23 protein-coding genes and 1 tRNA gene are annotated in these 26,973 nt (G+C 38.7%); 15 read left to right on the top strand and 9 right to left on the bottom strand.

Going from position 1 to position 26,973, the window contains the following annotated elements:
- The first annotated feature begins 71 nt into the window (after positions 1-71).
- The 6 genes from IPZ59_RS20085 to IPZ59_RS20060 all read left to right on the top strand — a co-directional run bounded on the left by IPZ59_RS20085 (position 72) and on the right by IPZ59_RS20060 (position 7,990).
- Positions 72-2,345, top strand: coding sequence for an Rv1355c family protein (locus IPZ59_RS20085; protein ID WP_236137815.1), 2,274 nt, complete (start codon positions 72-74; stop codon positions 2,343-2,345).
- A complete protein-coding gene (locus tag IPZ59_RS20080) occupies positions 2,338-3,039 on the top strand; it encodes a hypothetical protein (protein WP_236137814.1) in 702 nt (233 codons plus the stop codon). The genes IPZ59_RS20085 and IPZ59_RS20080 overlap by 8 nt, the downstream gene beginning before the upstream one ends.
- Positions 3,036-5,165, top strand: coding sequence for a sensor histidine kinase (locus tag IPZ59_RS20075; protein ID WP_236137813.1), 2,130 nt, complete (start codon positions 3,036-3,038; stop codon positions 5,163-5,165). The genes IPZ59_RS20080 and IPZ59_RS20075 overlap by 4 nt, the downstream gene beginning before the upstream one ends.
- Positions 5,149-6,246 (top strand): hybrid sensor histidine kinase/response regulator, encoded by a 1,098-nt coding sequence (locus IPZ59_RS20070; protein WP_236137812.1) that lies wholly within the window; start codon positions 5,149-5,151, stop codon positions 6,244-6,246. The genes IPZ59_RS20075 and IPZ59_RS20070 overlap by 17 nt, the downstream gene beginning before the upstream one ends.
- A gap of 107 nt (positions 6,247-6,353) precedes the next feature.
- Complete coding sequence (locus IPZ59_RS20065) at positions 6,354-6,893, top strand: inorganic diphosphatase (protein ID WP_236137811.1); 540 nt, start codon at positions 6,354-6,356, stop codon at positions 6,891-6,893.
- 50 nt (positions 6,894-6,943) lie between these two features.
- A complete protein-coding gene (locus tag IPZ59_RS20060; RefSeq protein WP_236137810.1) occupies positions 6,944-7,990 on the top strand; it encodes an outer membrane beta-barrel protein in 1,047 nt (348 codons plus the stop codon).
- Here the strand turns inward: IPZ59_RS20060 and IPZ59_RS20055 are convergent.
- Both IPZ59_RS20055 and IPZ59_RS20050 read right to left on the bottom strand, forming a co-directional pair.
- Positions 7,962-8,441, bottom strand: coding sequence for a hypothetical protein (locus IPZ59_RS20055; RefSeq protein WP_236137809.1), 480 nt, complete (start codon positions 8,439-8,441; stop codon positions 7,962-7,964). The genes IPZ59_RS20060 and IPZ59_RS20055 overlap by 29 nt on opposite strands.
- A complete protein-coding gene (locus IPZ59_RS20050; RefSeq protein ID WP_236137808.1) occupies positions 8,438-9,031 on the bottom strand; it encodes an acyl carrier protein phosphodiesterase in 594 nt (197 codons plus the stop codon). Before IPZ59_RS20050 ends, IPZ59_RS20055 begins: the two co-directional genes overlap by 4 nt.
- Positions 9,032-9,103: 72 nt before the next feature.
- Between IPZ59_RS20050 and IPZ59_RS20045 the strand changes: the two genes are divergently transcribed.
- Positions 9,104-11,029: an AAA domain-containing protein gene (locus tag IPZ59_RS20045; protein WP_236137807.1), complete on the top strand. Its 1,926-nt coding sequence runs from the start codon at positions 9,104-9,106 to the stop codon at positions 11,027-11,029.
- Between the two features lie 3 nt (positions 11,030-11,032).
- On the opposite strand, the gene IPZ59_RS20040 is transcribed toward IPZ59_RS20045, so the two are convergent.
- Positions 11,033-11,557, bottom strand: coding sequence for a DUF4924 family protein (locus IPZ59_RS20040; RefSeq protein WP_236137806.1), 525 nt, complete (start codon positions 11,555-11,557; stop codon positions 11,033-11,035).
- Positions 11,558-11,654: 97 nt separating this feature from the next.
- Here IPZ59_RS20040 and lepA point away from each other — a divergent pair, with 97 nt between their 5' ends.
- From lepA to IPZ59_RS20010, 6 genes are all read left to right on the top strand, one after another.
- Positions 11,655-13,448, top strand: a complete 1,794-nt coding sequence (lepA, locus tag IPZ59_RS20035) for a translation elongation factor 4 (protein WP_236137805.1) — start codon at positions 11,655-11,657, stop codon at positions 13,446-13,448.
- 146 nt (positions 13,449-13,594) lie between these two features.
- The gene (locus tag IPZ59_RS20030; RefSeq protein WP_236137804.1) at positions 13,595-13,906 is read left to right on the top strand and encodes a four helix bundle protein; all 312 of its coding nucleotides are present in this window, start codon (positions 13,595-13,597) and stop codon (positions 13,904-13,906) included.
- 207 nt (positions 13,907-14,113) lie between these two features.
- The gene (locus IPZ59_RS20025) at positions 14,114-15,001 is read left to right on the top strand and encodes a bifunctional 5,10-methylenetetrahydrofolate dehydrogenase/5,10-methenyltetrahydrofolate cyclohydrolase (protein WP_236137803.1); all 888 of its coding nucleotides are present in this window, start codon (positions 14,114-14,116) and stop codon (positions 14,999-15,001) included.
- Positions 15,002-15,078: 77 nt separating this feature from the next.
- Positions 15,079-15,162 (top strand) — tRNA-Leu (locus tag IPZ59_RS20020).
- Positions 15,163-15,228: 66 nt separating this feature from the next.
- The gene (locus tag IPZ59_RS20015) at positions 15,229-16,575 is read left to right on the top strand and encodes a hypothetical protein (protein WP_236137802.1); all 1,347 of its coding nucleotides are present in this window, start codon (positions 15,229-15,231) and stop codon (positions 16,573-16,575) included.
- A 42-nt stretch (positions 16,576-16,617) separates the two neighbouring features.
- Positions 16,618-17,157, top strand: a complete 540-nt coding sequence (locus IPZ59_RS20010) for a DsrE family protein (protein WP_236137801.1) — start codon at positions 16,618-16,620, stop codon at positions 17,155-17,157.
- Here the strand turns inward: IPZ59_RS20010 and IPZ59_RS20005 are convergent.
- From IPZ59_RS20005 to IPZ59_RS19990, 4 genes are all read right to left on the bottom strand, one after another.
- Positions 17,144-17,749, bottom strand: coding sequence for a ribonuclease HII (locus IPZ59_RS20005; RefSeq protein WP_236137800.1), 606 nt, complete (start codon positions 17,747-17,749; stop codon positions 17,144-17,146). The two genes, IPZ59_RS20010 and IPZ59_RS20005, sit on opposite strands and share 14 nt — an antisense overlap.
- Complete coding sequence (locus tag IPZ59_RS20000) at positions 17,724-20,399, bottom strand: MGH1-like glycoside hydrolase domain-containing protein (RefSeq protein ID WP_236137799.1); 2,676 nt, start codon at positions 20,397-20,399, stop codon at positions 17,724-17,726. The genes IPZ59_RS20005 and IPZ59_RS20000 overlap by 26 nt, the downstream gene beginning before the upstream one ends.
- A gap of 330 nt (positions 20,400-20,729) precedes the next feature.
- Positions 20,730-21,824, bottom strand: coding sequence for a glycosyltransferase family protein (locus IPZ59_RS19995; protein WP_236137798.1), 1,095 nt, complete (start codon positions 21,822-21,824; stop codon positions 20,730-20,732).
- Between the two features lie 5 nt (positions 21,825-21,829).
- Positions 21,830-22,696 carry a UDP-2,3-diacylglucosamine diphosphatase gene (locus tag IPZ59_RS19990; RefSeq protein ID WP_236137797.1) on the bottom strand — a complete coding sequence of 289 codons (867 nt, stop codon included), beginning with the start codon at positions 22,694-22,696 and terminating at the stop codon, positions 21,830-21,832.
- Positions 22,697-23,079: 383 nt separating this feature from the next.
- Here IPZ59_RS19990 and IPZ59_RS19985 point away from each other — a divergent pair, with 383 nt between their 5' ends.
- On the top strand, positions 23,080-23,526 hold the full coding sequence (locus tag IPZ59_RS19985) for a lipocalin-like domain-containing protein (protein WP_236137796.1): 447 nt from the start codon (positions 23,080-23,082) through the stop codon (positions 23,524-23,526).
- On the opposite strand, the gene IPZ59_RS19980 is transcribed toward IPZ59_RS19985, so the two are convergent.
- A complete protein-coding gene (locus IPZ59_RS19980; protein WP_236137795.1) occupies positions 23,527-24,870 on the bottom strand; it encodes a sensor histidine kinase in 1,344 nt (447 codons plus the stop codon).
- Positions 24,860-26,242, bottom strand: a complete 1,383-nt coding sequence (locus tag IPZ59_RS19975; protein WP_236137794.1) for a sigma-54-dependent transcriptional regulator — start codon at positions 26,240-26,242, stop codon at positions 24,860-24,862. The genes IPZ59_RS19980 and IPZ59_RS19975 overlap by 11 nt, the downstream gene beginning before the upstream one ends.
- Positions 26,243-26,461: 219 nt before the next feature.
- Between IPZ59_RS19975 and IPZ59_RS19970 the strand changes: the two genes are divergently transcribed.
- A complete protein-coding gene (locus IPZ59_RS19970; protein WP_236137793.1) occupies positions 26,462-26,890 on the top strand; it encodes an FKBP-type peptidyl-prolyl cis-trans isomerase in 429 nt (142 codons plus the stop codon).
- Positions 26,891-26,973: the final 83 nt, after the last annotated feature.

The raw sequence follows: 26,973 nt of genomic DNA, 5'->3' as shown, positions 1-26,973 counted from the left end.
AATTGTTAACAAATAAATTTACATCACTTCATGTAAATTTACTATTCGCCTCACCCATCGAAAATTATACCATGCTAGTAAAGGAATATTCAACTAAAATAGAAAATACGTGCCATATAGTTCTAAAATTACAGGAAAAAGATGATTTAACATATTTTTCACTGTTAAAAAACAATTCATTGGTACGGATTCATGATCCTATTTTATCCCAAATCAAAGACTTAATAAAGCTTAAAAATCCCACCAAACAAATTAAACCCTTGGAAATGGATGAATTAGCGAGGGAGTTCTTGACTGAAAGGGGTGGGGATTTTTACGGTAGTTGGGTTTATTATCCTTGGAGAAATATATTGGTTCACATATTACCCGAAGAGGATTTTGCTGAAGTTAGGACCGTTCGTAACAAATATAAAATTACAGCAGAAGAGCAAGCTGAGCTCTCTCAAAAGAAAATTGGTGTAGTTGGGCTGTCCGTAGGTCAGAGTGTTGCTATTGCATTAGCTTTGGAACGTAGTTTTGGAGAGTTGAGGATCGCTGATTTTGATAGTTTGGAGTTGAGTAACTTGAATAGGCTTCGTTCAGGGGTACATTATTTAGGTGAAAAGAAAACCTGTATAGTTAAAAGAGAAATTGCAGAAATCGACCCATACCTTAAAGTTACTGTTTACGAAGAGGGACTTACGGAAAAAAATATGGATGATTTTTTACTTAAAGGAGGAGCCTTGGATCTTTTGATTGATGAATGCGATAGTTTGGATATGAAGTTGATGATGAGAGAAAGTGCCCGCAATTATCGTATTCCAGTATTAATGGATACATCCGATCGAGGTATGTTGGATGTTGAGCGCTTTGATTGCGATCCTACTCGGGAAATCTTTCATGGAATGGTGGAAGGATTAGATTCTAGGAGTTTGAAAAATCTTCCGATGAAAGAAAAAATCCCAGTAGTACTTAAGATTACAGGTTTGGAAACGCTTTCTACCCGGATGAAGGCATCTTTACTCGAAGTAAATCAGAGTATTACTTCATGGCCACAGTTGGCAACTTCCGTTTTTCTGGGAGGAGCTTTGGGAGCACATGCTAGTAGAAAGTTGCTGTTGGGACAACCATTAGCTTCCGGTAGATATTATGTAGATTTTGATGAGCTACTTGGCCTTGGAGATACCTCTGACGCAAAGCATCAAACTAAAAAAAGCATCAATCAGCAAGTCGAAAGTACCATTAAACTTACTAATCATCTCAGCTCCTCCTATCGCTTATCAAATCAGGAGTTGGAAGAAATGGTTGAATTTGCTAATCTGGCACCTTCAGGAGGGAATATTCAGCCATGGTCTTGGTTTTTTGACGAACGCGGTGTGCTTCATTTATTGCATGACCAGGTGAGAAGTGAATCCTTGCTTGACTTCAAAGGAACCGGTTCTTTGATGGCTTTTGGAGCAGCTCTTGAAAATATTCGGATTTGGTCTGCCCATCATGGCATAAAGATTGAAATTTGTGAACATGTAGAAGAGTTTGGAGCGAAAGAAATTGCTTCTATCTATTTCATATCGAAAGGGGATCCTAGTATCCAATTGTCGAAAGATTCTTTATACTCTTTTGTACCTCAAAGAATTACGGATCGTCTCAACCACTCAAGAGTACCACTTACAGAGTTACAACTTGATCAAATAAAAGCGGTAGTGTCTGGTACAGAATTTCAATTAAAAGTATTTGATCATTCAACAAGTATTGATGCACTTGCAGAAATTAATGGCTGTATGGATTGGGTTCGCATGCTTAATAAGCAAGGATATAAAGATTTTGTTGAAGAGATTCGATGGACACCCGAGGAGGCTCTCGCGACCAAAGATGGGATAGATATAGCTACTTTTGATTTCGGCGCAGCTGAAAGGGCTTTGTTGAAAATAATCAGTAATAAGCAGGCTATGGACGTGATAAGAAAATTCAAATTAGGACAAGGTTTTACTAAAATTTCCGATGATACTTTTAAGTCAGCCTCAACTATTATGGTATTGACTGCAAAAGATTTCAACCCCAAGACCTATTTGTCTGGTGGTGCAATTATTCAGCGACTGTGGGTAATTGCAAACAAGCTGGGGGTCAGTTTTCAACCAGTTACTGCTTCTTTATTTATGTTCCATAGATATTTCAAAGGTGGACAGTCAGATTTTTCTGAATTTGAGGGCAGTCTGATTGAATCCAGTTATAAAAGTTTCAAAGAGCTATTGGAATTGAAAGACGGAGAGGCATTATTTATGTTTAGATTAAATATCACGAATGGTGATGTAGTGAAATCTTACCGAAGACCTGTCAAAGAAACCCTTAGAATTGCTAAGCATGTTTAGGTTTAGGGCTTTTCGAGCGATTGATGAACCTGCGGCATGCATTGAATTTGCTGAGGGCCACCTCCATGTTTTACGACAATACGGTGTAACAAAAGTGACATCTGCTAAAGACGACTGGATGTACAACCCATATGTGTATGTAGTGGTTGTTGAATTGCAAGAAACTGGAGAAATTGTTTCAGGTCTACGCTTGCATATTGCTCATCATGATTATCCTTTGCCTATGGAAACAGCAATATCACAGGTGGATGAGCAGGTGTTTGATTTGGTGAGATCATATGCATTTACCGGAACGGCTGAAGTAGCCGGTCTTTGGAATTCTAAGAGTATTTCGGGCTATTCAATTGGAGCAGTGTATCTTATTCGTACTGGGATTGCTATTGCTACCCAATTAGGATTACATTCTTTACTTGCCTTAGTTTCTGAATACACTCTGCCACCTTCTCTTCAAAAAGGATTTGAAATAGAAACCACTATAGGCAACCAAGGAGCTTTTTTTTATCCGAAACTCGATCTGGTAGCTACTGCCATTGTTTTAAAAGATCCATCCCTTCTGTCCAAGGCTGAAAAAACGGAAAGGGATTTTATTTTTAGGCTGAGGGAATCTTTACATTGCATTACTTTAGAAAAGACACCTAAAGGAGATGTTGAAATTGAATTTGATTTAAGGATAGCTAACCCGCATTGGAAATGATAATAGGTTTTATTTTTATCCTGATGAGCATGTTCGGGACTCCGGTCTTTCAATGGGAAGCTGGAGAGACTTTGCAAAATGTAAAAAAATATGAGTATCTAATAGATAAAGAAAGAAGTCTGACCATTGAAGATGTCATTCGAGTGGAAGGATTTGAACGAATTGAATCCGAAAATCCCAACTTTGGAATTAGCAATGCTGCGGTTTGGCTCCGATTTAAAGTAGAAAACTTGCGGAGTACCACAGAAAATAAATTTTTGGTTTTGAATAATAGTTCGTTGGATGTGGTAGATTATTTTCTAGTAGTGAATGATCAAGTAGTGGATAATCAATTGACTGGTAGAATTATTGATTTTTCTACAAGGATTTTGCCATCCAATAAACTGATTTTTTCTTTGCGGCCTCCTGCAGATGAAGCAGTTGCATATATTTATCTACGCGTACAGAGCAGTGACAAAAAGATAGTATCAGCCTTCATCGCAAGTACTTTAGGGGTCTATCAGCGGTTGAACTTTGAAAATGTTTTATTCGGGATATTTACGGGGGTTATTGTCGGTCTATTTTTTTACAATGTCTTCCTCTATTCTTCGGTCAGGGATATCACTTATTTGGTTTATGTCCTGCATCTTTTAGCTGTTTGGTTTGCCCAATCGTCGATTTTGGGATATACACAGGAACTGCTATGGCCTAATTGGGTTTGGATGAATCAACGATCCATTGTGATTTTCTCATCCCTTGTCAGCATTGTAGGGATCTGGTTTTTAAAAGTGTTCTTGAATGCTCGACATTTTGTTCCTACGTTGAATAAAGGGTTTTACTTTATCTATTTTGTATATGCGTTTATTTTGGCTAATGCATTTTTCATATCCATTACCTTAAGTTATCAAGTGTTACTGGTGACACAGTCAATAGTGGTTATGTATGTGTTTTTAGTTGCTTTTAGAATCTTGAAAAAAGGCTATGGTCCTGCACGCTTGTATCTGATAGCTTGGTCAGTATTCATGGTTGGTATATTTATTTTTGTCTTCTCAGAAATGGGAATTATTCCATTTACAAAGTTTTCTGCCTACATCATGCCATTTGGTTCGGGCTTGGAGGTTGTCTTGATTTCATTTGCCTTAGCAGATAAAATCAATATTCTTAAAAAAGAGAAAGAGTCTGAACAGCAAGAAAAACTTGCCTTTATGAAAAGAAATGAGACGCTTATCACAAGACAGAATGAATTTTTGGAGGAAAAGGTAAAGCAGCGTACCATTGAGCTGGAAGATACTTTGCATAACCTTCAGAGTACACAAACCCAGTTGGTAGAGCAGGAGAAAATGGCTTCATTAGGTCAGTTGACGGCAGGCATTGCCCATGAAATTAATAATCCAATCAACTTTGTGAGTTCCAATGTCTCTCCTCTTAAAAGGGATATAGGCGATATTTTAGAAATCTTGAGGGCCTATAAAGAAAAGGGTCTACATGAGTTTAATCAAGCTACATTGAAAGAGTTGAAATCCCTAGAGGAAGAATTGGAACTTGATTATTTAGTAGAAGAAATTGATCAGTTGTTGCATGGGATGGAAGATGGTGCCAAACGTACGGTTGAAATTGTAAAAGGATTAAAGCTATTTTCTCGGGTAGATGAGCAAGATGTTAAAAAAGTCAATTTGCATGATGGGCTAGACAGTACATTGATTTTGCTCAGCAGTAGTATGAATGGTAAAATCAGCGTTATAAAATCCTATGATACCATACCTTTGGTGGAATGCCTTGCAGGTAAGATCAATCAGGTATTTATGAATATTCTGACCAATGCTATTCAGGCGTTGTTGGAGAATGAACAACAAAAAGAGTCTCCAAAAATTACCATCAGAACCAAAAATCTAAATAACTTTGTAGAAATTGAAATAGAAGATAATGGTCCTGGTATTCCAGAATCAATCAAACAGCGTATTTTCGAACCTTTTTTTACTACCAAAGGAGTAGGAAAAGGTACGGGTTTAGGTTTATCAATTGTTTACACCATTATCGAGAATCATAAGGGGTTTTTGGAAGTAAATTCTGTCCTTACCCAGGGGACAATATTCAAAATAAGGCTTCCAATCCTTCAAAATACCCTAGCACATGACGGAAACAATTAGAGTTTTATATATAGATGATGAGGCTAATAATTTAACCTCTTTTCGAGCAAGTTTAAGGAAGTTCTTTGATATCACTACAGCGCTAGATGCAGCTGAGGGTCTAGAACTTGTGACTTCGCAGGAATTCCAAGTTGTGGTAGCAGATCAGCGGATGCCAGGACTTACCGGAGTAGAATTTTTTGAGCAACTAACAAAAATTAATCCTGATCCCATTCGCATTTTATTGACGGGCTATTCAGATATTGTTTCGGTCATTGATGCTATAAATAAAGGGGAGGTTTACAGGTTTATAGATAAGCCTTGGAATTTGGATCAAATTAAAAATGCCATCGTCAATGCAGCCGAAATTTATAGAACCCGCCAAGAATTAAAGGAGAAAACTGAGAGGTTAGAAAAAATACAAATAGAAATGAATCAGTTTGTATATTCTTTATCTCATGAATTGAGAGGTCCTTTGATGAGCATTTCAGGAGTATCTAAACTTGCGCAAATGGAGGTTGATGAGCCTATTATCTTAGAATATTTTGAGATGATTGATTCAGCAACCACCAAGCTTGATGATTTTATTTACAAAATGCTTGATTTTTATCGCTCTACAAAAATGGAAAATCAAATAACAAACATTGATTTTAAAACAATAGTAGAGCAACAAGTCAGTGCTTATCGTGAAAAGTGGGATTTGACCGGATTTAATATTTTGAGTGTTATTGAGCAACAGAGAGAATTTTTCTCTGATGACGCTAAGGTTCGTGTTATTTTGAATAATCTTTTTTCCAATGCCTATAACTTTCACAAAGAGTTGAAAGATAATCCATGGATAAAAATAGAAATTCAAGTCATTGATGAATGCGCAATTATTTCGGTTGAAGATAACGGAAGCGGCATAGAGAGAGACTTACAGCCGGGGATTTTTAATTTATTTCAACGGGCTTCCAAAAAAAATGCGGGTTCTGGATTAGGGCTTTATATGGTCAAGGAGTCTGTGACACAGATGGGAGGAGAGATCAAGCTTGTCTCTGAAGCGCAAGTGGGGACTAAGGTTATTGTAAGACTTCCGAGTATGGAGCAGACCAAAGATTAAGGATTCAATGATCGCTGTTGATAAATTAAAGATAGAATTCATTTTTTTAAAGACTTTTTGACTGTAATTTTGAAATCAAATATTGTTTTAATCAAAAGTTTTTAACTATGATCAATCCATGGCACGATGTGCAATTAGGAAAAGAAGCTCCAGAGTATGTGACAGGAGTTATTGAAATCCCCAAGGGAAGCAAGGGAAAGTACGAATTGGATAAAAAGACAGGCATGTTACTCTTGGATAGGGTTCTTTTTTCGGCTGTCCATTATCCTGCTAACTATGGTTTTATTCCACAAACATATTGTGAAGATCATGATCCATTGGATATCTTAATTATCTCTCAAATTGATATTCCATCCATGACTTTGGTAAAAGCTAAAGTTATCGGTGTTATGAGAATGGTCGATGGTGGTGAAGCAGATGATAAAATCATCGCTGTAGCTGCTGGTGATCAGTCTGTAAACTATATCAATGATATTGATGAATTGCCTCCTCACTTAATGAAGGAAGTCCATAGGTTTTTTGAAGATTACAAGAAACTTGAAAATAAGGAAGTAAAAGTGGAAGACTTCTTAGGAAAAGAAGAGGCCTTTAAAATTATTCAAGAAAGCGTAGAGCTATACGATAAGCATTTTAGAACAAGAAAATAAAATAAAGCCAGCGAAAGCTGGCTTTATTTTTCCCCCTTCACATTAGCTACATGAAATTTCGGTTGATAATATGTTGCCTACTTTTAAATGGGCCATTATTGGCTCAGGTCAAAGATTTTTCCGGTTGGGAATTGTCCGGATATCTAGAGACATACTACAGCTATGACTTTAATAAGCCTACTAATCATCAACGACCTGAGTTCTTATATAATTTCAATAGGCATAATGAGTTTAGCGTCAATTTAGCCTTGATAAAAGCTTCTTACACCCAAGAAAAGTTCAGGAGTTCATTCGCTTTGATGGCAGGAACCTATGCTCAGCAGAATTTAGCAGAAGAGCCAGCTTGGGCCCAATTAGTCAATGAGGCATCTATTGGAGTACAAATCTCAGAAGGGCTTTGGATTGATGTGGGGATTATGCCATCTCATATAGGTTTTGAAAGTTGGATAGGTACAGTGGGCTGGCATTTGAGTAGGAGTTTGATGGCGGAAAACTCACCTTACTTTTTGACAGGTGCTCGTTTGACATATCAATGGAAAGAGCATACGTCTTTTACTTTTTGGGCAAGCAATGGGTGGCAGAATGTACAGCGAATAGAAAATCAACAAGGGATAGGTCTTGGCCTTGGGATTAATCACTCGCCTGTCAAAGGAATGATCATTAACTATGCGAATTATTTGGGGAATGAAAGTGTTTCATTTCTCCGTGAAATGCGTTTTTTCAATAATTTCTATATTCAGCACGAACTATCAACATGGGGTTATACGGTTGGCTTTGATTATGGATTCCAACAATTGGCAATGGCTCCCAATGCACATTGGTGGGGAGTAACTGCCTCCTTCAAAACATCCATCTTTGAGAAGTATACAGCGGCCATTCGTTCAGAATATTATTCTGATTCAAGGGCAGTGATATTAGAAGACCCTTTCAAACTATCTGGCTATTCTGTAAATGTAGATTTCCCACTTTCAGAAAAAATAGTTTGGAGGGTAGAAGGAAGACAGTTTTGGGCAAACAGTGGGACTTTTTTCTATCGTGGCGTAGATCCCAAGCAATCTAATTTTGCTCTTACTTCTTCTTTGGCCTTCCAGTTTTGACCATGTTTGAAATGTTTTTTCTAGCTATTTTCTTTTGGAAATAGCCAATCATGTCTTGATAATTATCGTGCTCGTGATTGCTAATAGAAAACGAAGTTTGATCATCAAATACAATTGTAAGCTGCTTAAACTCTTTTTTATTGGCGACTACCTTTTCCTCTTCCCAAACACTGACCTGATCGAGATTGTAGATTTTGGTTGCTTTTCGAAGTGGAAATCGAAGGGTGATCTTTTCTTTACCTGCACTGATAAATTTATATCCAGCCATCATTTTTACCATAAGCAATAAGATAACGATCGTCAGTAAAGATGTACTGATTAAATAAAACCATAAGCCAAAGGTGCCCACGTTGGCGAAATGGGCAAGTGTAGCAATCAATCCAATGATTAACAAGCCTAAAACTGAGCCAAGTGCAACGTATGTATTTGTTTTTGGTTTACAGGTAATCATGTGTTTTTTAACTCTAACAGAGTTGTTTTGGAATGAGCAACTAAGTCTTCAAAAAATTCTCCAAAATGCACCCTAAAGTACTCATGGTTTTCATCTAAGAAGATATGCGCAGTTTCCATATTTGAATTAAATTTTGTCTTTTTGGCCATCGCTTGCATCGCCCTACGGATGCCATCTAAGTTGCCATAACCTACCAACATATTGTGGTAGCGCATAAAGCCATACATTTTCAGAAATCGATAGGGGATGATATCTATAAAAATATCAATGGTATCATAGACCTGATGCGCAAATTCATCCAAAGGCATCTTATGATAATTATTCCAATACTTTCCTAAAAAGTAATCAAAGTACATATCGGTGATCACTGATGAGTATTTTCCATACACAGGTTTGAGGATTTCTTGCGCTTCTTTGACTAAGGGATGATTGTCTGTAAACTTGTCAATTGCTCGATGAAGTTTCACTCCAATTACAATTTCCCGTTCGTAGGTTCGCTCAATATTGCCCCTGACGGAATCTCCTATGAGATTTCCAATCAAGATTTTTGGCTCTCCAAATGATAAATAGGCGTGAGCTAGGTAGTTCAATTGTATTTTTTTTTAAACAGAATACACTGAAGGGTGATTAACATGTAAATTCGCAAACAAATTTACAATTCCATGTCGAAAATTCAGGACCAATTAAAAAATACTTTAAGACTTTTAAAAATCGAATGGGAGGAGGATCTTGCTCAATACAAGAAGAAATTTATGTATACCTCCATCGCAGATAAAAAAGAAGAGGGAGTTTGTTGGTATCCTGTATTGCTGAAAAAAATGAAAATAGGGCATGGAGAACGTGTAATTGTAGACCTAGAGCGCTTAGATATTGGTTATGCTCATGTCTTCCAATCAGGAAAATCTGTTTCTATTTTTTCTACTTTAGAAGGATTTCATCATCAACGGGTCAGTGGAGTCATCAATCAAGTCAAAAAGGATGTGATGATCATCACGATCCAAGTAGACGAGGTGCCTGAATGGATGCATAAAGGGAAGATGGGAATTGACCTCCTGTTTGATGAGGCATCCTATCGAGAGATGGAATTTGCTATGAAATCCGTCATCAAAGCTGACAAAGGACGGATTGGAGAGCTTAAAAATATTTTATTGGGAGAATCGGAAGCTGCACTGGATACCAAAATCTTACCGTCCACTTCTCTTTTGAATCCTTCTCAAAACAATGCAGTCTCCTTAGTGACACAAACTAAAGATATTGCAATCATTCATGGCCCTCCAGGAACAGGTAAAACGACAACCTTGGTACAGGCAATTGTTCATTCGTTAAAGCAGTATCCCCAAGTGTTAGTCTGTGCTCCAAGCAATGCGGCCGTTGATTTGGTGGTTGAAAAGCTTCTTGAAGAAAATATTCACACGCTTCGTTTGGGACATCCAGCGAGAGTTGATGATGCTATTTTGAGTCAAACATTAGACGCAAAGCTCGCCATGCACGAGAGCTTTCGGGATTTGAAAAAAGCAAGAAAAGCGGCTGATGAGTACCGTAAGTTGGCCTTTAAGTATAAGCGAAGTTTTGGGCCTGAGGAACGTGCTCAACGTAAACGTTTATTGGATGAAGCGGGTCGTTTGAAGTCAGAAGCTGAGCAATTGGAAGATTACATTACCTATGATGTATTTCAAAAAACACAAGTTTTTGCTACTACCTTGGTTGGTGCCAGTGCACATGCCTTGAAAGGTGTGGAATTTCCTGTGGTATTTATCGATGAGGCTGGTCAAGGATTAGAGCCTGCAACATGGATTCCAATTTTAAAGGCTAAAAAAGTCGTGATGGCCGGGGACCACTGCCAGCTTCCTCCTACCATCAAATCCTATGAGGCAGCTAAAGCTGGATTAAGTGAAACTTTGTTTGAAAAAGTGATCAAAAGGCAGCCCTATGTATCCCAAATGCTACAGGAACAATACCGTATGCCAGAAACGATCATGGGCTTTTCTAGTCAGTATTTCTATCATTCAGGCTTGAAAGCGGCTCCTCATACACTGACACATTATTTGAGTGAAGATGAACCAGTGATGGAATTCATTGATACTGCAGGAGCAGGATTTCAAGAGCAGCAGGAACAAGAGTCTTTGAGTACCTATAATCCAGAGGAAGCAACATTTGTACTGCAACACTTGGAAAGTTTATTGAAAAGAGTGGGTATTGCTAAGATCAAAACCAATGCTTGGACAATAGGCTTGATTGCGCCGTATCGGGCACAAGTTCGAAAGTTTAATGAATTGATATTTGGTTCTTATGCTTTTCCTAATTTACGTTCTTTTTCCGAGTTGCTGACCATCGACTCCATCGATGGATTTCAAGGACAAGAGCGGGACATCATTTTTATTAGTTTGGTTCGTTCCAATAGCAAGGGGGAAATCGGTTTTTTGTCCGATGTGCGTCGCATGAATGTGGCACTTACCAGAGCAAAGAGGAAGTTAGTGGTTGTTGGAGATTCAGCCACCCTGGGTTCTCATGAATTTTATAGGGAGTTTTTAGATTATATGGAGGAAAAGGGATGTTATCGGAGTGTATATGAGTTTTTGGATGCATAGTAATCATTCTTGATTCATGTACCCCGCATTCAAATAACTCAAAACATTTCCAAAAACCTCCGTCGCCTCCAAGACAGCTGCAGGAATCTCTCGGCCATGCAAGCGGGCTAGTAAGCGGCCGTAGATGGCATTTAAAAACAACTGTACTTCATGTTGAATGTCAGAAGCACCATCTTCCATCATGAATTGAAGAATATGAGGTTTGGCTTGTTGGTAGAGTTTGAAATAATTCCCATCCGTCTTTAGCAAATCCCAGTGAAGTGCGGCTAAAGTATCCACGATCATTTGTATTTCTTTCAGATGCCCTTTTTTGCTTACTTTTTGCACATGCATATCCTTGGCTAAAGATTCAAACCACTGCAAAGTTTCGACTTTCTCAGCAGGTTTAATGGGATAATGGCTTACTACATATTGCTCAATATCCTCTAAGACAAAGTCATAAGCACGGAGCAAATCTTCCATTTGATACATGTAAATGATGTATTCAGCTATATTTTGCTGCCGCTTCTTGTCTGCTATACTTTTCATGAATGATTCGTAATAATCTGCAAAGAAAATAAAATTCTGTTTGCTATAGTTTTAATTCCCAAAATTGCCACATTTTTATCTATTTTTGCGTTCTGATATGACTATGCAAAAAATTAGAAATTTCTGTATTATCGCCCATATTGATCATGGGAAGAGTACGTTGGCGGATCGCTTACTTCAATTCACGAATACTGTAAGCGACAGAGAGATGCAAGATCAGTTGTTGGACAACATGGATCTGGAGCGAGAGCGGGGTATTACCATTAAATCCCACGCTATACAGATGAAGTATACTTATAAAGGTGAGGAATATACCCTCAACCTGATTGATACTCCAGGGCATGTGGACTTTTCTTACGAGGTTTCTCGGTCCATAGCTGCCTGTGAAGGTGCCTTATTGATTGTAGATGCTTCACAAGGGATTGAAGCACAGACGATTTCCAATTTGTATCTAGCAATTGGGCAAGACCTCGAGATCATTCCTGTTTTGAATAAAATTGACCTTCCTGGCGCTGATCCTGAGGTAGTGGCGGATGAGGTGATTGACTTGATTGGCTGTGATCGGGAAGATATTATATTAGCATCTGGGAAAGAGGGTTTAGGTATTGAAGATATTTTAAATGCCGTAGTAGAACGTGTACCTGCACCCAAAGGTCACATTGATGCACCTTTGCAAGCAATGATTTTTGATTCGGTGTATAATCCTTTTAGAGGGGTAGAAGTTATTTTCCGTATTTTCAACGGTACCATCAACAAAGGTGATAAAATCAAATTTGTAAATACCGGGAAGGAATATGACGCCGATGAAATAGGTATCTTGGGAATTAATCAAATTCCTCAGCAAACACTCGCGGCAGGAAATGTAGGTTACTTGATTTCAGGGATTAAAGTTGCCAAAGAAGTGAAAGTGGGGGATACCATTACCCACGTAAAAAACCCTTGCCAAACAGCGATTAGAGGCTTTGAAAATGTAAAACCAATGGTATTTGCTGGGATTTACCCGGTAGATACTACAGAGTTTGAAGAATTAAGGGCTTCTATGGAAAAGCTCCAATTAAATGATGCTTCTTTAGTATGGGAACCAGAAACTTCAGCTGCATTAGGCTTTGGTTTCCGTTGCGGTTTCTTGGGAATGTTGCATATGGAGATTATACAAGAGCGGTTAGAACGGGAATTTGATATGACTGTAATTACCACTGTTCCTTCCGTTCAATTCAAAGCGTTGATGAATAATGGTGAATTCAGGTTTATCAATGCTCCTTCGGATATGCCAGATCCTAATTTGTTTAAACACATCGAAGAGCCATTTGTAAAAGCAACCATTATTACAGCCTCTGAATATGTAGGACCTGTGATTCAGTTGTGTATGGAGAAAAGAGGTCAAATCAAAAATCAAGTATATTTGACTTCAGAACGTGTGGAACTATCATTTGATATGCCATTAGCTGAAATCGTATTTGATTTCTTTGATAAGTTGAAGACCATTTCCAGAGGATATGCTTCCTTGGATTATGAATTAATTGCTCCTCAAGCTTCTCACATGGTGCGTTTGGACGTCATGTTGAATGGAGAGATTGTAGATGCCCTTTCTGCCATTGTGCATAGAGACAAAGCCTATGAATGGGGAAAAAGACTCTGCGAAAAATTGAAGGAGTTGGTGCCGAGACAGATGTTTGAAATTGCAATTCAAGCTGCCATTGGTACAAAAATCATTGCTAGAGAGACAGTGAAGGCCTTGAGGAAAAACGTTTTGGCCAAGTGTTATGGAGGAGATATTTCCCGAAAGCGTAAACTCTTGGAAAAACAGAAGAAAGGAAAGAAACGTATGCGTCAAGTTGGTAACGTAGAAGTACCTCAAGAGGCATTTATGGCTGTGTTGAAGCTAGATTAGATTGATCTGTTTTAGATGGGTTTGGATATCAAAATTCTAAATTCAGCGTTCATCATTCGGAGTTAAAATGTCGAATGATGAACGTCAAATATTGAATAATGAAGTTTAAATCCACCTTTAAATGAACGTTTTCGACTATAAAAATAATGTCGAAAGAATTTAATCTTGAAGAAAGACTGATTGATTATGCTGTGTCTATCATACATTTGTCAGATTCCTTGCCAAAATCCAAAGCAGGAGGGCATTTAGGAGGACAATTGTTAAGATCGGGTACTTCTCCCGCTCTGAATTATGGTGAAGCTCAAAGCAGTGAGTCTAGAAAAGATTTTATTCATAAGTTTAGAGTAATTCTAAAAGAATTAAGGGAGTCTTTAATTTGTATAAAAATCATTCGTAAGTCTAAGTTAGCATGTGATAACCAAACGCTTAACTTCTTATTCAAAGAGTCAAATGAGTAAATAGCTATATTTGTTAAAAGTTTAGAAACAGCCCAAAAAAATCAATTCAAATAAAAATTTAGAGCATTTAATGACTCTCAACAATGAAACCGTGATTCTTGACAACTAATCACTAATCACTCAATCACTAACCACTCAATCAACTAACCACTCAATCAACCAATCAACTAATCACTCAATCACTAACCACTCAATCAACTAATCACTATGATTACCATCATCGACGGAAAAAAAACCTCGGAAGAAATCAAATCAGAAATTGCGACTCGGGTAAAGGAAATTGTGGATGCGGGCGGAAAAAAACCGCATTTAGCAGCGGTGTTGGTAGGAAATGATGGGGCGAGTCAGACCTATGTAGGTGCTAAAGTAAAAGCTTGCGATCAAGTTGGTTTTGATTCTACATTAGTTCGTTTGGAAGAAACTATTTCAGAAGAGGAGCTTTTGACAGTCGTAGAAGATATCAACCAAAATCCTGCGATTGATGGGTTGATCGTCCAGCTGCCTTTGCCAAAGCATATCTCTGTAGAAAAGGTCACTAATAAAATCAAGCCGGAAAAGGATGTAGATGGTTTTACACCTGCCAATGTGGGAAGAATGACTTTGGGATGGCCTGCATATGTAGCAGCTACTCCCTATGGGATTGTGGAGTTATTGAAGCGGTATCAAATAGAAACCTCTGGTAAACATTGTGTGGTTATTGGAAGAAGTCATATTGTTGGTTCTCCAATGAGTATTTTGATGGCACGAAATGAATACCCTGGCAACTGTACAGTAACTTTAACACATAGTAGAACAAAGAATCTGCCTGAAATAGCCAAAACGGCTGATATTTTGATTGTGGCTTTAGGTAAACCTGAGTTTGTCACCGCTGATATGGTGAAGGAAGGAGCAGTAGTGATCGATGTTGGAATTCACCGAGTAGATGATTCAAGTAAGAAATCAGGATTTAGATTGATAGGGGATGTGAAGTTTGATGAAGTATCTCAAAAGGCATCTGCCATCACGCCCGTTCCGGGAGGTGTAGGTCCGATGACGATAGCTTCTCTCCTGTTTAACACATTATTGGCTGCAGAAGGAAAAGTCTACGGAAATTAAATCCTAACTTTATCGCAAATTAATACCTCAAGATTTGCGAAGATACACTTCTATTTCTACTTTTGCAGACCTTTCAAGCGCACGTGGTGAAACTGGTAGACACGCTACTTTGAGGGGGTAGTGCCCGTTTGGGTGTGGAAGTTCGAATCTTCTCGTGCGCACTTAGCTCTGATCTTTTCGGGGCTTTTTTTTTAAAACATTCTTTAAGCAAGGTCGTTTGTTACGGTATGATGAAATTAGTTAAGTTACTAGTAGTGTTTTTTGTAATCGCTGTAAGCTTCTCTAAGGTAAATGCGCAATATATTTCTCTCGAATCACATTTATACGGCTTGGAGTACGGAGTAATTACTTCCGATAATCGTGTACTTTCCTACAAAATCAATAAACTGAAAGGAGAACTCGAATTCACCATCAAAGACGAACAACTTCAAACACTGTTTTCTAAAAAGCAGAAGTTAGCACCTAATATCTATAAGTTTACCTATGAGGAGGACCCTGAGTTTGCCTATCTTTTTATATCCTACGGGAGTGGTACAGGCTACAAAAAAATACTTATTAAGATAGACTTTCAGACAGGTGAACTAGTCAGCTATCCTATATCTTCTACATTTGTATTTCCTCTGTCGATTAGACCCATTCAAGATGGTATAGTAATGTTGGGATCTTTATTGGAAGGGGATTTTTTGGAGATATTTAATTACAAAAAGCAAGAACTATATTCAATAAGCGAATTTTTTGGGAAAGATACCCGTGTTTGGGATTTACAGGTTGTAGATGATCAGGTAGACCTTTTGATTTTTACTCAAGGTAAAAAACGCTATCAAGAGTTTCAAATTCTATCTTATAATAAGGAAGGATTGCGTACACTTAAAATTCCCATCAACATTCCAAAAGATAAAAAATTAAACATCCGCAGCGCTCAGTTACTTTACGGACCGTATGATGAACACAAAATTGTTGGTACATATAGTTTTAAGCCTGGAGAGTGGTTTTCCGGGTATTTTCAAATCGAAGTAAACGAATTTTTGGAGCAAAGTTTCACAAAATACCCTTTTAAGGAATTCTCTGGGTTTTATGCTTTTCAACGGAATTCCAACAAAAAGAGAAAGCATTTTCATCGAGAGATGAAACTGGTTGAGGCTGTTACGGACGGAGAATACATCACCTTAGCAGCGCAGCCTGTAAAAACGAATAAGAAATTTATACATTTTATGACTTTGGATGGTGAAAGCAATAAATCTTTTGATAAATCCATCAAACTTTACTTCAATAATGCAATTTACTCAGGTAGTTATCAATTGGGGAATCAGGCGACCGATGTTTACTTTTTGTTTCGAGGGAATGATAATAAAAGAAATCTACCGGGAGAGAAGGTATATAAACTTCAAAATGGTGAGTTAAAATCTGTCAATCAAGTAAATAAGCTATACAAAGAGGATTCGTTTGCGAACCTACTTACTAACCCCAAGTACAAACATTGGTATGGAAATAAGTTTTTGGTTTTTGGTATTGTACAACCCGAGGCGGCCGGCACTTCCGAACCTGTTTTTGTTGTTGAAGTAATAGAGGTTTGATACGTTGATGTTTTTTTTTAGCTTTTGGAAAAATCAATTGCTATGAAAAATCTGATAGTCTTTTTTTTTCTCAGCTTCCTTTTGGCTTATCCTGTTGTGGCACAGCGTCAGGCATTAGATCCTATTGTCAAGGGGTTTGGCAAAGTTTATGAAATTCCCGAAGCGACCGAGTTGCCCAACTCGGATCAAAAATTTAATATCATCATTGATTTGGTGTCAGCAGCCGAAAATCCTGCTCAAATCAACCGAATGGTAGATAACATTGCTCGAATGATCAATCTACATGGCATAGGAGGGGTACAGGCTACTCAATTACAGGTGAAAGTAGCTGTTCACGGTGGTGCCATATACAGCATCTTGAATGATGAATTTTATAGGAAGCTTTATGGGGTAAATAACCCTAATTTACCTGTATATGAAGCTTTAAAAGATGCAGGAGTAGAGTTTTATATTTGTGGTCAATCGTTGCTTGCAAGAGATATGCAGTCCTCCGATATGTGGGATGGAGCAGAGATGGCTCTATCTATGCTCACTACTTTAACCAAGTACGTTCCGCAGGGCTATATGCTTATGCGTTTTTGAAAAGCTCCAATTGATCAGGGAGCTGTTTGAAAGTTTTGCGGTGCCAAGGGGTCAACCCGAGCGCTTGAATCCCCGCCCTGTGTTTGGGTGTAGGATAGCCTGCATTATGTTCCCAGTCATAGCCAGGAAACTCCGAGGCAAGCCGAACCATGAGTTTATCCCTATAAACCTTTGCCAAAATGGAGGCAGCAGCAATGCTAGCGAATTGGGCGTCCCCTTTAATGATGCATTCATAGGGAATGTCAAGCTTGGTTTTAAATCGATTGCCATCTATGAGGAGAAATTCTGGTGTAATCTGAAGAGCTTCCACAGCTCGGTTCATGGCCAAAAAAGAAGCATTCAAAATGTTGATTTCATCAATTTCTTCCACGGAAGCTTCTGCTACTGCCCAACTAAGTGCATGTTGTTTGATTTCAGTAATCAAATCTTCTCGATTACGCTTACTGAGCTTTTTGGAATCATTGATAAATTCATTGGCGTAATCAGGGGGAAGAATAACAGCAGCAGCCACTACGGGACCACTGAGGCATCCTCTCCCCACTTCATCACAGCCTGCTTCCATTCGCCTAGAGTCTAAAAAGGGTCTCAGCATTTTCCTCTTCCTCTTTCTTTTTATCTGATTTATAATATTTATGGATCATTTCTGCTACTAGACCAGTCCAGCCTGTTTGATGAGAGGCACCTAATCCTGCGCCATTATCTCCGTGGAAGTATTCATAAAAGAGCACATAGTCTCTGAAGTGTGGATCCTCTTGGAATTTTTTATGTTTACCAAACACAGGCCTGTAGCCCTGTTCATCTTTTTCAAATATTTTGATGCAGCGTAAGGATAGCTCCCTTGCAATAAGATCCATTGTAAGGTATTTGCCCGAACCTGTAGGGTATTCTATAGAAAATTCACCTCCGTAGTAATGATCAAATTTTCTCAACGATTCAATGATCAAATGATTAATAGGGAACCAAATAGGACCTCGCCAATTGCTATTTCCGCCAAACATTAATGTATCGGATTCTCCAGGAGTATATCGGACTGTTTGAACTTCTTTATTGATTCTTAGGGAGAAAGGGTGCTTTTCATGGTATTTTGACATGGATCGAATACCATACTCACTTAAAAACTCGTCCTTATCCAACATCTTGTGTAAGATACTCTTCATTCTATGCCCCCTCAATAGGGCAAACAGTCTTCTTTTCTCATGACCCGGTTGTATCCAGCTTGATACCAAGGCTGCAAGTTTGGGTTTTTCTTTTAAGAAAAACTCTAATCGCTTTTTGAAATCTGGGAGGTCGTCAAAGAGGTCTATCCGAATAGATTCTACAGCAAATAATGGAATGATGCCTACAATGGATTTAAGCTTCATCACTTTCGGCTCTTTTCCAGGTAAATGAAAAATATCAAAGAAAAACTGTTCTTTTTCATCCCAAAGACTAATGTTTTCTCCTGAAATATTATTCATCGCTCCTGCAATGTGAAGAAAATGCTCCAAGAATTTGATGGACGAATATTGATAAGTTTTATTGAACTCACATAAATCCAAGGATATTCGCAACATATTTAAGCTAAACATGGCCATCCAGGATGTAGCATCCGCTTGTTCGAGTTTTCCGCCAAAACGATCCGCATGGCTTCGGTCAATGACGGAGATGTTATCTAAGCCCAAAAACCCCCCTTGGAAAATATTTTTCCCATCCGAATCTTTTTGATTGACCCACCAAGTGAAGTTGATCATAAGCTTGTGGAAACAGCGTTCCAAAAACTCAAAATCTCCTTTTCCTTTCATTTTTTTATCGATGTGAAATACACGGGATACCGCATAGGCGTGCACGGGAGGGTTTACATCAGAAAAATTCCATTCATAGGCAGGAATCTGACCATTGGGATGTATATACCAATCGTTTAAAAATAGCGTCAATTGATTTTTGGCAAAATCAGGATCTATTCTTGAAATTGGGATACAGTGAAAAGCAGAATCCCAGACAGCATACCAAGGATATTCCCATTTATCAGGCATGGAAATAATATCATAGTTGTGCATGTGCCTCCAAGAGGTATTTCTCCCTTTTTTTCGCTCTTTTGGAGGGGAGTATCTACCGGGGTCTCCTTCCAGCCAACGCTCTACATTATAGTAGTAAAACTGCTTGCCCCACATCATGCCTGCAAAAGCCTGACGCTGAATCAATCGATGGTCTTCGGATTTCACCCGCGACTGGATTTCATTGTAAAAATCGTCAGCCTCTTGTTTTCGGGTAGCTAAAATTCGTTCACAATCTTCCAAGCATTCTGCTTGTTTTTGATGTGTCATACGAAATTTGATGCGCACACTTCCTCCTGCTGGAATGTTTAAACGGTAGATGGCAGCTGCTTTAGTTCCGTAATTATTAGGATTGAGATGTTGTACGTAACCTTTGATTACATAGTCATTGATCGCGTCTTTGAGGTATTCTTTTTCATTAGGGATACTGTACAATCGCATTCGATTGGTTTCATTGTCACAAAACTTAAACTCGGGCTCCCCTTCAAATGTGAAAAAATAGTTACCGCTTTTAGGGCTGAAAGCCTTCAGTTCATCAACGCTTTGTTTTGAAATTTTCGGCATAAAAGGTTCATGACCGGTAAACCATGTTTTTCGAAACCAAATAGTAGGCATCACCACCAAAGGGGCATCTTCTGCACCTCTGTTATGGATTGTGGCAAAAAAAGAAATGTCTTCCGCATCTTCTTTGGCATATTCTAGGAAAATGTCAAAATACTCATCATTATCAAAAATACCCGTATCCATCAACTCAAATTCTGGGTCCAGTTTGCCTCGTTTGGCATTGACCTCATAGAGTTGCTTATATGGAAATTCAGCTTGAGGATACTTGTATAGCATCTTCATATAACTATGGGTAGGAGTGGAGTCCAAATAGTAATAAAGTTCTTTTACATCCTCCCCATGATTACCCTGTGGTCCTGTTAATCCAAAAAGGCGCTCCTTTATGAAAGGATCTTTTCCATTCCAAAAAGCCCAGGCAATGCATATTTTTTGTCTGTAATCTGATACCCCTCCTATACCTTCTTCGCCCCAGCGATAGGCTTTACTTCGTGCTTCTTCATGGGTTACATTATTCCATGCATCCCCATTTGGACTGTAGTCTTCTCTTACAGTGCCCCATTGTCTTTCTGTCAGATAAGGCCCCCATTTTTTCCAATGCTTAATTCGTTCCTTGTCTTCCCTAAGCCTTTCTTTTTCTATATTCATGAACGATCAATTGCTAACGTATCCACGAATTTAATAAAGTTCGAAAGAATACAGCTTGTTGGGCGAATGGAATTTTAAAAATCAGGTTTTTTTAAAATTATTATCTCAAAAATAGCAACAAACTAATGTTTAGTGCTTTGTCAAAAATATTAATATGATTATCCGCAATTAGATCAGAGTCCAAATAATTGACAGATGATTGCGGGTAATCATAAATATTAATTTTGAAAGAGTCTTTTCTATGGGAATGCAGTCGAAACTTATCAATTTTTAGTAACGAACGCTATTGGTTGCATAACCGAACAAAAATACGCAAAGGTTATACATGGATTAACTTTCTACAAATGACCTGTCTCTTTCTCCAAGAAACTGCTTACTAATCATTTCCCTACTTTGTCCGATCCATGTTTGATGGGCTATTTGTCTACTTTGGTGGATTCTCAGGTAGTTTGCCAGGAGAGTGAGATCAAAACCATCGTGCGCTATTCCCGCCCCGGCAATTTCGGCATCAATTGCATTGCAAGCTTGTTCGTATTGTCCTTTTACAGGCACCATGAATACAGGCTTTCCTAAATACATCGCTTCACAGACGGACTCAAATCCAGCAGTTGTAATATAGGCCTTACAAGCACTCATTTTTTGAAGGAAAAGAAGATCGTTGATGGGATGAAAAATAAGGTTTGGCAACACTTGATAGCTTGCAGTATATGATTTGTTGTCCCAAAATGCCTCAATCTTTATTTCTGGATGGAGTTTTGCTTGTTCGGTCAGTTCTTTAGCGTACCCGGGATTGACCATGTATGCCAAGATAAAGTCTTCTTCTCTAGGGCTTAAGTCAAAAAGCTGTTTGCGCAAAAGTGGAGGTAAGACGATGACCTTTCTGTTTTTGCAGGGCGGTAAGGGTCTAAATGAAAGGGCTAGTAATTTTTCGGCTCTGATGGCCGTTACGAATGTATTGAGTTGAAATAGTTCTTTGTGTAATATTTTTCCTTTTGCAAAAGGGAATTCTTGGTGTGCTGTTAAGTATTGATGCCCGATTACCCAATAACGCTGTTTGGGACGAAATATCAGTTGATGCAATCCGCCGAGTAATTCATAAAAATTAATGATCACATCAGGCTGATAGGTTTCAACCATCGTGTTGATGGTCTTCAAACTTTGATAATAGGTTTTTGTATGAGCAAAATTGAAAATGAGAGTTTCCCAAAGAAGGATTTTCTTTTGTTCTTGATCGCATACAAAGTTGGGACTTTCAAAGCCGATGATTGGGCAATGGATGCCTTGGGTAAAAAATTCAGGTATTTTTCTTCGCTTACTTTTCCCAATACCTACAGCCACGACCGCATGTCCTTCCGAAATGAGTATTTCAGAGAGGCTCAGAGCTTGGGTCATGTGTCCACGCCCTTCACCTTGTACCAAAAACATAAACCTCATGAGCTTCCTTTCAATGTATATTTTTTTAAATCAGTTCCCAACGAATTGAATGCAACAATTTTATAGGTATCTTCTGCAAGGTTGATCGGTTCAGGAACTACTACTTTTGACTCCTTGGATTTGAAGTCGATTTCATTGTAGTAAATCAGTTGCCAATTTCCTTCATGGTCTTCTGCTAAGGCACTCATGCTTTCTACCCAGTCACCTGAATTGAGATAGCATATCCCGTCAATCATTCTATTTTCGGCTTTGTGTATATGCCCGCAGATAATGCCATCACATCCCTTAGAATGGGCAAATCGAGCCAACTCTTCTTCATAGGAATCAATGTAAGAGACTGCTGTTTTGACTTTTCCTTTGATATATTGGCTGAGGGAGTAATAGGGCAGACCTTTTTTTCTTCGATAGTAGTTGACCTGTCGGTTGAGCCAAAGCAAAAATGTGTAGCCAATATCACCCAAGTAGGCAATCCAACGCAAATGAGTCGTCACACTGTCAAACATATCTCCGTGGGTGATGAAGTATTTTTTTCCACAGCTTTCATAAATCATATCTTGCTGAATGGATAAGTTACCAATTTGTAAGGGCAGTATCTGATCCAAAAAATCATCATGATTGCCGCGTAGATAGTACACCCTGGTGTTATCCTGTTCTATCATTTTAAGCATGCGATTAAAAAACCGTGTGTGTTTGCGCTTCCAAGAGCCTGATTTTTTCAGCTGCCATCCGTCGATGATATCACCATTTAAAATCAGATTTTCACAAGAGTAAAGCTTTAAAAAACGTGCAATTTCCTTCGCTTTTGAGCCTTTTGTCCCCAAGTGTATGTCTGAGACTACGATTGTTTTGAAGTGGGTTTTCAATGCTTTTAGTTTTTTATAAAAGTAGTAACCCAATATCAACTCATGATGAAAGCAATGTTATTGAATGGCGAAGATTTAGTTTGGCAAAAGCTTATTTGTGAAGAGAGTATTACCATAGGATGAATGTACTGTTTGGGAGACTTGATTTGGAGTTTAAAGAATTAATTTCTCCTTTGTTATGTGATCTAGTTGGGGTTGGGAATTGCTCAATATGCTTGTTTTATTGCAAGTCTAGCGAATGAGAATAGTTGGCTATTTGTATCTTTCGTGTAATAAATTCACTTCGTTTATAAAGTTTTCTAAACGAATCCTTTGCTTATTACGTCTTTATTTCAATCTTAGGGAAGAATTAATGTATTTGTAATAAATTATAGATGTGAGATATGAGAGTAGTGGCCTTGTTGCTGTTGGTGAGCTGCTTTGCTTGCAGTCAGGATGATAAGGAGCCTGAATTCAGTATTTTAGGCTATTGGAATTTATCTGTAATGCAAAATGCGGTGGAAGGTATCGAAATGAATGAGCCTTTGTTTCAAGAGCGTTATATTTTTAATGATGATGGTACTTTTATCAAATTTTCAACCCGCTTGGGTGGTGATGTACGCAATATCAATCTACCTGTACAATCCTTTGGGAAGTATTCATTTGTAGAGTCAGCTGAAGCCTCTTTTGAAAATTTGTTTCAAGTGGAATTACTTTATGAGACCAACCCTCAGATCGCAGGTTCTTGTTTGCCTGAGTTTGAATTTTTGGTATTTGATAATGCCCGTAAACTAAAAAATGTGGCTTGGGCTTCATGTGATGGCCCCGTGCTAATCTATACGAGAAAATAATTAACCATTGAAAATCAGTTTGAAAGTACTGCCCGTACCTAAGTCAGACTTCACTTGAATGTTTCCCTTGTGTCTTCGGATGATCTGCTTGGAAAGACTCAAACCAATACCCGAACCCTTCTTCTTAGTGGTAAAGAAGGGGATGAAAATTTTTGATAGAGCATCTTCCTCTATTCCTTTGCCCGAATCTGAAATTTCGATAATAATTTTCCCGTTTTCATCGATGAAAGCATCCAATGTAAGCACCCTGGTGACAGACTCCTCCATCGCTTGAATGGCATTTTGAATCAAATTGATCAAAACCTGCTCTATGAGCATGGGATCAGCAAAGAGTATTAATTCAGAAGGTTCTACACGCTTGATAACCTGAATCTGATATTCGTCAAAGCTATGCTGCAGCAGGGTAGTCAATTGATCAAATAAAGAGGATAGCTGGATCGTTTGAAATTTAGGCACCGGAATATGGGCTAAGTTTCTGAAATCCGAAACAAAATTAATCAATCCTTCACTTCTTTTTTCAATGGTGTTGAGAGCCATCTGATATTCCTCCAATTCTAAGAGATCTGCGGTTTGTTCAACATCCAATTTAGCGGCAATATCTGACTTGATGGTGGAGGCAAGGGATGAAATCGGCGACATACTATTCATGATTTCGTGCGTCAACACTTTGATAAGCCCTTGCCAAGCTTCCATTTCTTTTTCCTCCAATTCGCTTTGGATATTCTGAAGGGAGACCAACTTGAACTTATGGCCTCTCATCACCAGTTCGATAGCATAGACGGAAAGCTGGATGATGCCATCTGGGTGTGCAATTTTAATGAGTTCCGAGCCTCCGGTTCTCAACTGATTGATGGCTTGGCTGAGCTCTTTGTTGATGGATCCGATCTCTCCGATATGATTCAATTGCTGAATATTCAGGAGCCGCTTAGCCGCAGTATTGATGATCTGTACATTGCCTGATTCATCAAAGGTCATCAGGCCTATGCTTAAATGCTGGAAAACCGAACGAAAATATTGGTAATTGGCTTCTTTTTCGGCTTGGTCTTCCTTTAGTTTGGCAAGGATAGCATTGAACTCGATGTGGAGATCGTCAGTTTCTGTGCCATCAAATTTCACCGGATAGACATTGGTGTAGTTATCCTGTTTGATATTGTTGAGAAACAAGCGCACCTTTTGAAAGGAGCTTTCTGCATATTTGATCAAAAAGATGATTTGGGCCACGACTACGATGATGAAGAGGGAAATACCAAATACACTTGATCCTTTGGTGATGAACAAGCTTAAGAAAAAGATAGAGAGGGCAAGCAATACAATCCTGCCCAATAAGCCTACTTTATAATCCATATTTTTCGAGTCTTCTGTAGAGGGATGCACGAGTCAACCCCAATTCTTTGGCAGCTTTAGAAATATTCCCGCCATTTTTATCAATCACTTTTTGGATGGTTGTTTTTTCTACTTCGTCCAAATTAAATGTAGCCTGTGCAGCGACCCGCTCATTGACAGGTTTGGCTGAAAGGAAAAAGAAATCTCGTGCGTCCAATTCGCTTCCATCAGCCATGATGATGGCCCGCTCGATAGCATGCTGCAATTCACGGATATTGCCAGGCCAGCTATAGCCTTGTAGAAGCTGCATAGCAGAAGCGGTAAATCCATCGAATTGCTTCCGGTATTTGGCGCTGTAAATTTTCAAAAAATGGTTTGCCAAGATGGGAATATCATCCAAACGTTCTCTCAAGGGAGGGAGAAAGATTTCGACAGTATTGATTCGGTAAAGTAAATCTTGTCGGAAAGTATTATCCATGACCATTTCATGCAAAGGCATGTTGGTAGCGCAGATGAGGCGAATATCCACAGGGATGGATTTATTGGTTCCTATGCGGGTAACCTCTCGTTTTTGTAAGACCGTCAAAAGCTTGGATTGCAATGGCATACTCAAATTCCCTATTTCGTCCAAGAAAAGTGTACCTTGATCAGCAATCTCAAACCTTCCTGCTCGATCTTCTTTTGCATCTGTAAACGAACCGCGCTTGTGGCCGAAGAGCTCACTTTCGAAAAGGGTTTCTGTAATGGCCCCCATGTCAACCCCAACAAATATCTCATCCCTGCGCAGTGAACGCTCATGAATGGCCCGTGCGATCAATTCTTTACCGGTCCCGTTTTCTCCCAAAATCAAGATATTGGCATCCGTTTGTGCTACCTTGTCAATGATGGAGAAGATATTTTTCATGGAAGCAGAAGTTCCTATGATGTCCTCATATGGTTTCTTTAAGTCTGATTGCAGCTGTTTTTGTTTCTTGGAGAGTTTGTCTACTTGGTTGTAGCTTTCCTTCAAACGGCTGGCAGAAGTCAGCGTAGCTAATAGCTTTTCATTTTGCCAAGGCTTGAGAATGAAGTCTGTTGCTCCTTCTTTCAGTGCTTGTACGGCCATTTCTACATCTCCAAATGCGGTGATCAAAATTACGACCGCTTGTGGGTCGATTTCTTTAATCGTTTTGAGCCAGTGGAATCCTTCCTTGCCCGAGGTGGTATCTTCGGTAAAGTTCATATCCAATAAAATCACGTCAAATGAATTGTTATTGATCAAGAAAGGGATGCGTCGGGGATCTTTTTCTATGCTGACTTCTTTCGCGTGTTTTTTCAAGAGCATTTTAGCAGCAAAAAGTAAGTCCTCGTTGTCATCTATGATTAGAATTTTGCCTAGTTGGGTAGCTTCCATGCTGTTCATCGTTTAGTGCTTTGATTTGTCTGATACTATGACAAAATAATGCCAAATCAGTAAATCAGGCATAGCAGGCTAATATAGCGACTTTTCTTGAATTCAATGTCCGATAACGGACAGTTATTTCTCGTATGCGTACAGCATTGGGTTGTTTTCGTACATTTTTTTAGGTTATTTATAATCCTTACCTTTGAACTTTAACCAATAAAGTATTTTATGTCAATAGCAAGTAAAGGCGATGCTGTCAGTGTACATTACACCGGGAGATTGCAAAATGGGACTGTATTTGATAGCTCTGCCAACAGAGAGCCCTTATCTTTTGTAGTAGGGGACGGAAACATGATTAAAGGTTTTGATACAGCTGTCAATGGAATGGAAGTCGGACAAGAAATTACCGTGACCATCCCTTCTATAGAAGCGTATGGAGAAAAAAGAGACGATATGATGTTGGATATACCATTGGACCAGGTACCTCCACATATCAAGCCCGAATTAGGTTTGGAGCTTTCTCTTCAGAATCAAGCAGGTCAACCTGTACCTGTAAAGGTCGTTCATATAGATGACACAAAAATCACGTTGGATGCCAATCATCCACTCGCAGGTGAGGATTTGATTTTCGATATCACCCTAGTGTCTATCGGATAAAAAATAAAAAGGCCGCCTTAGAGTGGCCTTTTTATTTACCTGTATCACCTGTAGTTCAAACAAACTCATTGAAAGGCTGAGTT

The sequence above is a fragment of the Mongoliitalea daihaiensis genome (genome assembly GCF_021596945.1).
Classification (GTDB): domain Bacteria; phylum Bacteroidota; class Bacteroidia; order Cytophagales; family Cyclobacteriaceae; genus Mongoliitalea; species Mongoliitalea daihaiensis.
This window is presented reverse-complemented; position numbering and strand designations above follow the sequence as displayed.

Bases quoted from the DNA above. Each gene is read 5' to 3' on its own strand.
- IPZ59_RS20080 (WP_236137814.1), top strand. From the start codon at position 2,338: ATGTTTAGGTTTAGGGCTTTTCGAGCGATTGATGAACCTGCGGCATGC.
- IPZ59_RS20045 (WP_236137807.1), top strand. From the start codon at position 9,104: ATGTCGAAAATTCAGGACCAATTAAAAAATACTTTAAGACTTTTAAAA.
- IPZ59_RS20000 (WP_236137799.1), bottom strand. From the start codon at position 20,399: ATGAATATAGAAAAAGAAAGGCTTAGGGAAGACAAGGAACGAATTAAG.
- IPZ59_RS20085 (WP_236137815.1), top strand. From the start codon at position 72: ATGCTAGTAAAGGAATATTCAACTAAAATAGAAAATACGTGCCATATA.
- lepA (WP_236137805.1), top strand. From the start codon at position 11,655: ATGACTATGCAAAAAATTAGAAATTTCTGTATTATCGCCCATATTGAT.
- IPZ59_RS20065 (WP_236137811.1), top strand. From the start codon at position 6,354: ATGATCAATCCATGGCACGATGTGCAATTAGGAAAAGAAGCTCCAGAG.
- IPZ59_RS19975 (WP_236137794.1), bottom strand. From the start codon at position 26,242: ATGGAAGCTACCCAACTAGGCAAAATTCTAATCATAGATGACAACGAG.
- IPZ59_RS19985 (WP_236137796.1), top strand. From the start codon at position 23,080: ATGAGAGTAGTGGCCTTGTTGCTGTTGGTGAGCTGCTTTGCTTGCAGT.
- IPZ59_RS20070 (WP_236137812.1), top strand. From the start codon at position 5,149: ATGACGGAAACAATTAGAGTTTTATATATAGATGATGAGGCTAATAAT.
- IPZ59_RS20025 (WP_236137803.1), top strand. From the start codon at position 14,114: ATGATTACCATCATCGACGGAAAAAAAACCTCGGAAGAAATCAAATCA.
- IPZ59_RS20060 (WP_236137810.1), top strand. From the start codon at position 6,944: ATGAAATTTCGGTTGATAATATGTTGCCTACTTTTAAATGGGCCATTA.
- IPZ59_RS20055 (WP_236137809.1), bottom strand. From the start codon at position 8,441: ATGATTACCTGTAAACCAAAAACAAATACATACGTTGCACTTGGCTCA.
- IPZ59_RS20040 (WP_236137806.1), bottom strand. From the start codon at position 11,557: ATGAAAAGTATAGCAGACAAGAAGCGGCAGCAAAATATAGCTGAATAC.
- IPZ59_RS20030 (WP_236137804.1), top strand. From the start codon at position 13,595: ATGTCGAAAGAATTTAATCTTGAAGAAAGACTGATTGATTATGCTGTG.
- IPZ59_RS19995 (WP_236137798.1), bottom strand. From the start codon at position 21,824: ATGTTTTTGGTACAAGGTGAAGGGCGTGGACACATGACCCAAGCTCTG.
- IPZ59_RS19980 (WP_236137795.1), bottom strand. From the start codon at position 24,870: ATGGATTATAAAGTAGGCTTATTGGGCAGGATTGTATTGCTTGCCCTC.
- IPZ59_RS20015 (WP_236137802.1), top strand. From the start codon at position 15,229: ATGATGAAATTAGTTAAGTTACTAGTAGTGTTTTTTGTAATCGCTGTA.
- IPZ59_RS20005 (WP_236137800.1), bottom strand. From the start codon at position 17,749: ATGCTGAGACCCTTTTTAGACTCTAGGCGAATGGAAGCAGGCTGTGAT.
- IPZ59_RS20010 (WP_236137801.1), top strand. From the start codon at position 16,618: ATGAAAAATCTGATAGTCTTTTTTTTTCTCAGCTTCCTTTTGGCTTAT.
- IPZ59_RS20075 (WP_236137813.1), top strand. From the start codon at position 3,036: ATGATAATAGGTTTTATTTTTATCCTGATGAGCATGTTCGGGACTCCG.
- IPZ59_RS19970 (WP_236137793.1), top strand. From the start codon at position 26,462: ATGTCAATAGCAAGTAAAGGCGATGCTGTCAGTGTACATTACACCGGG.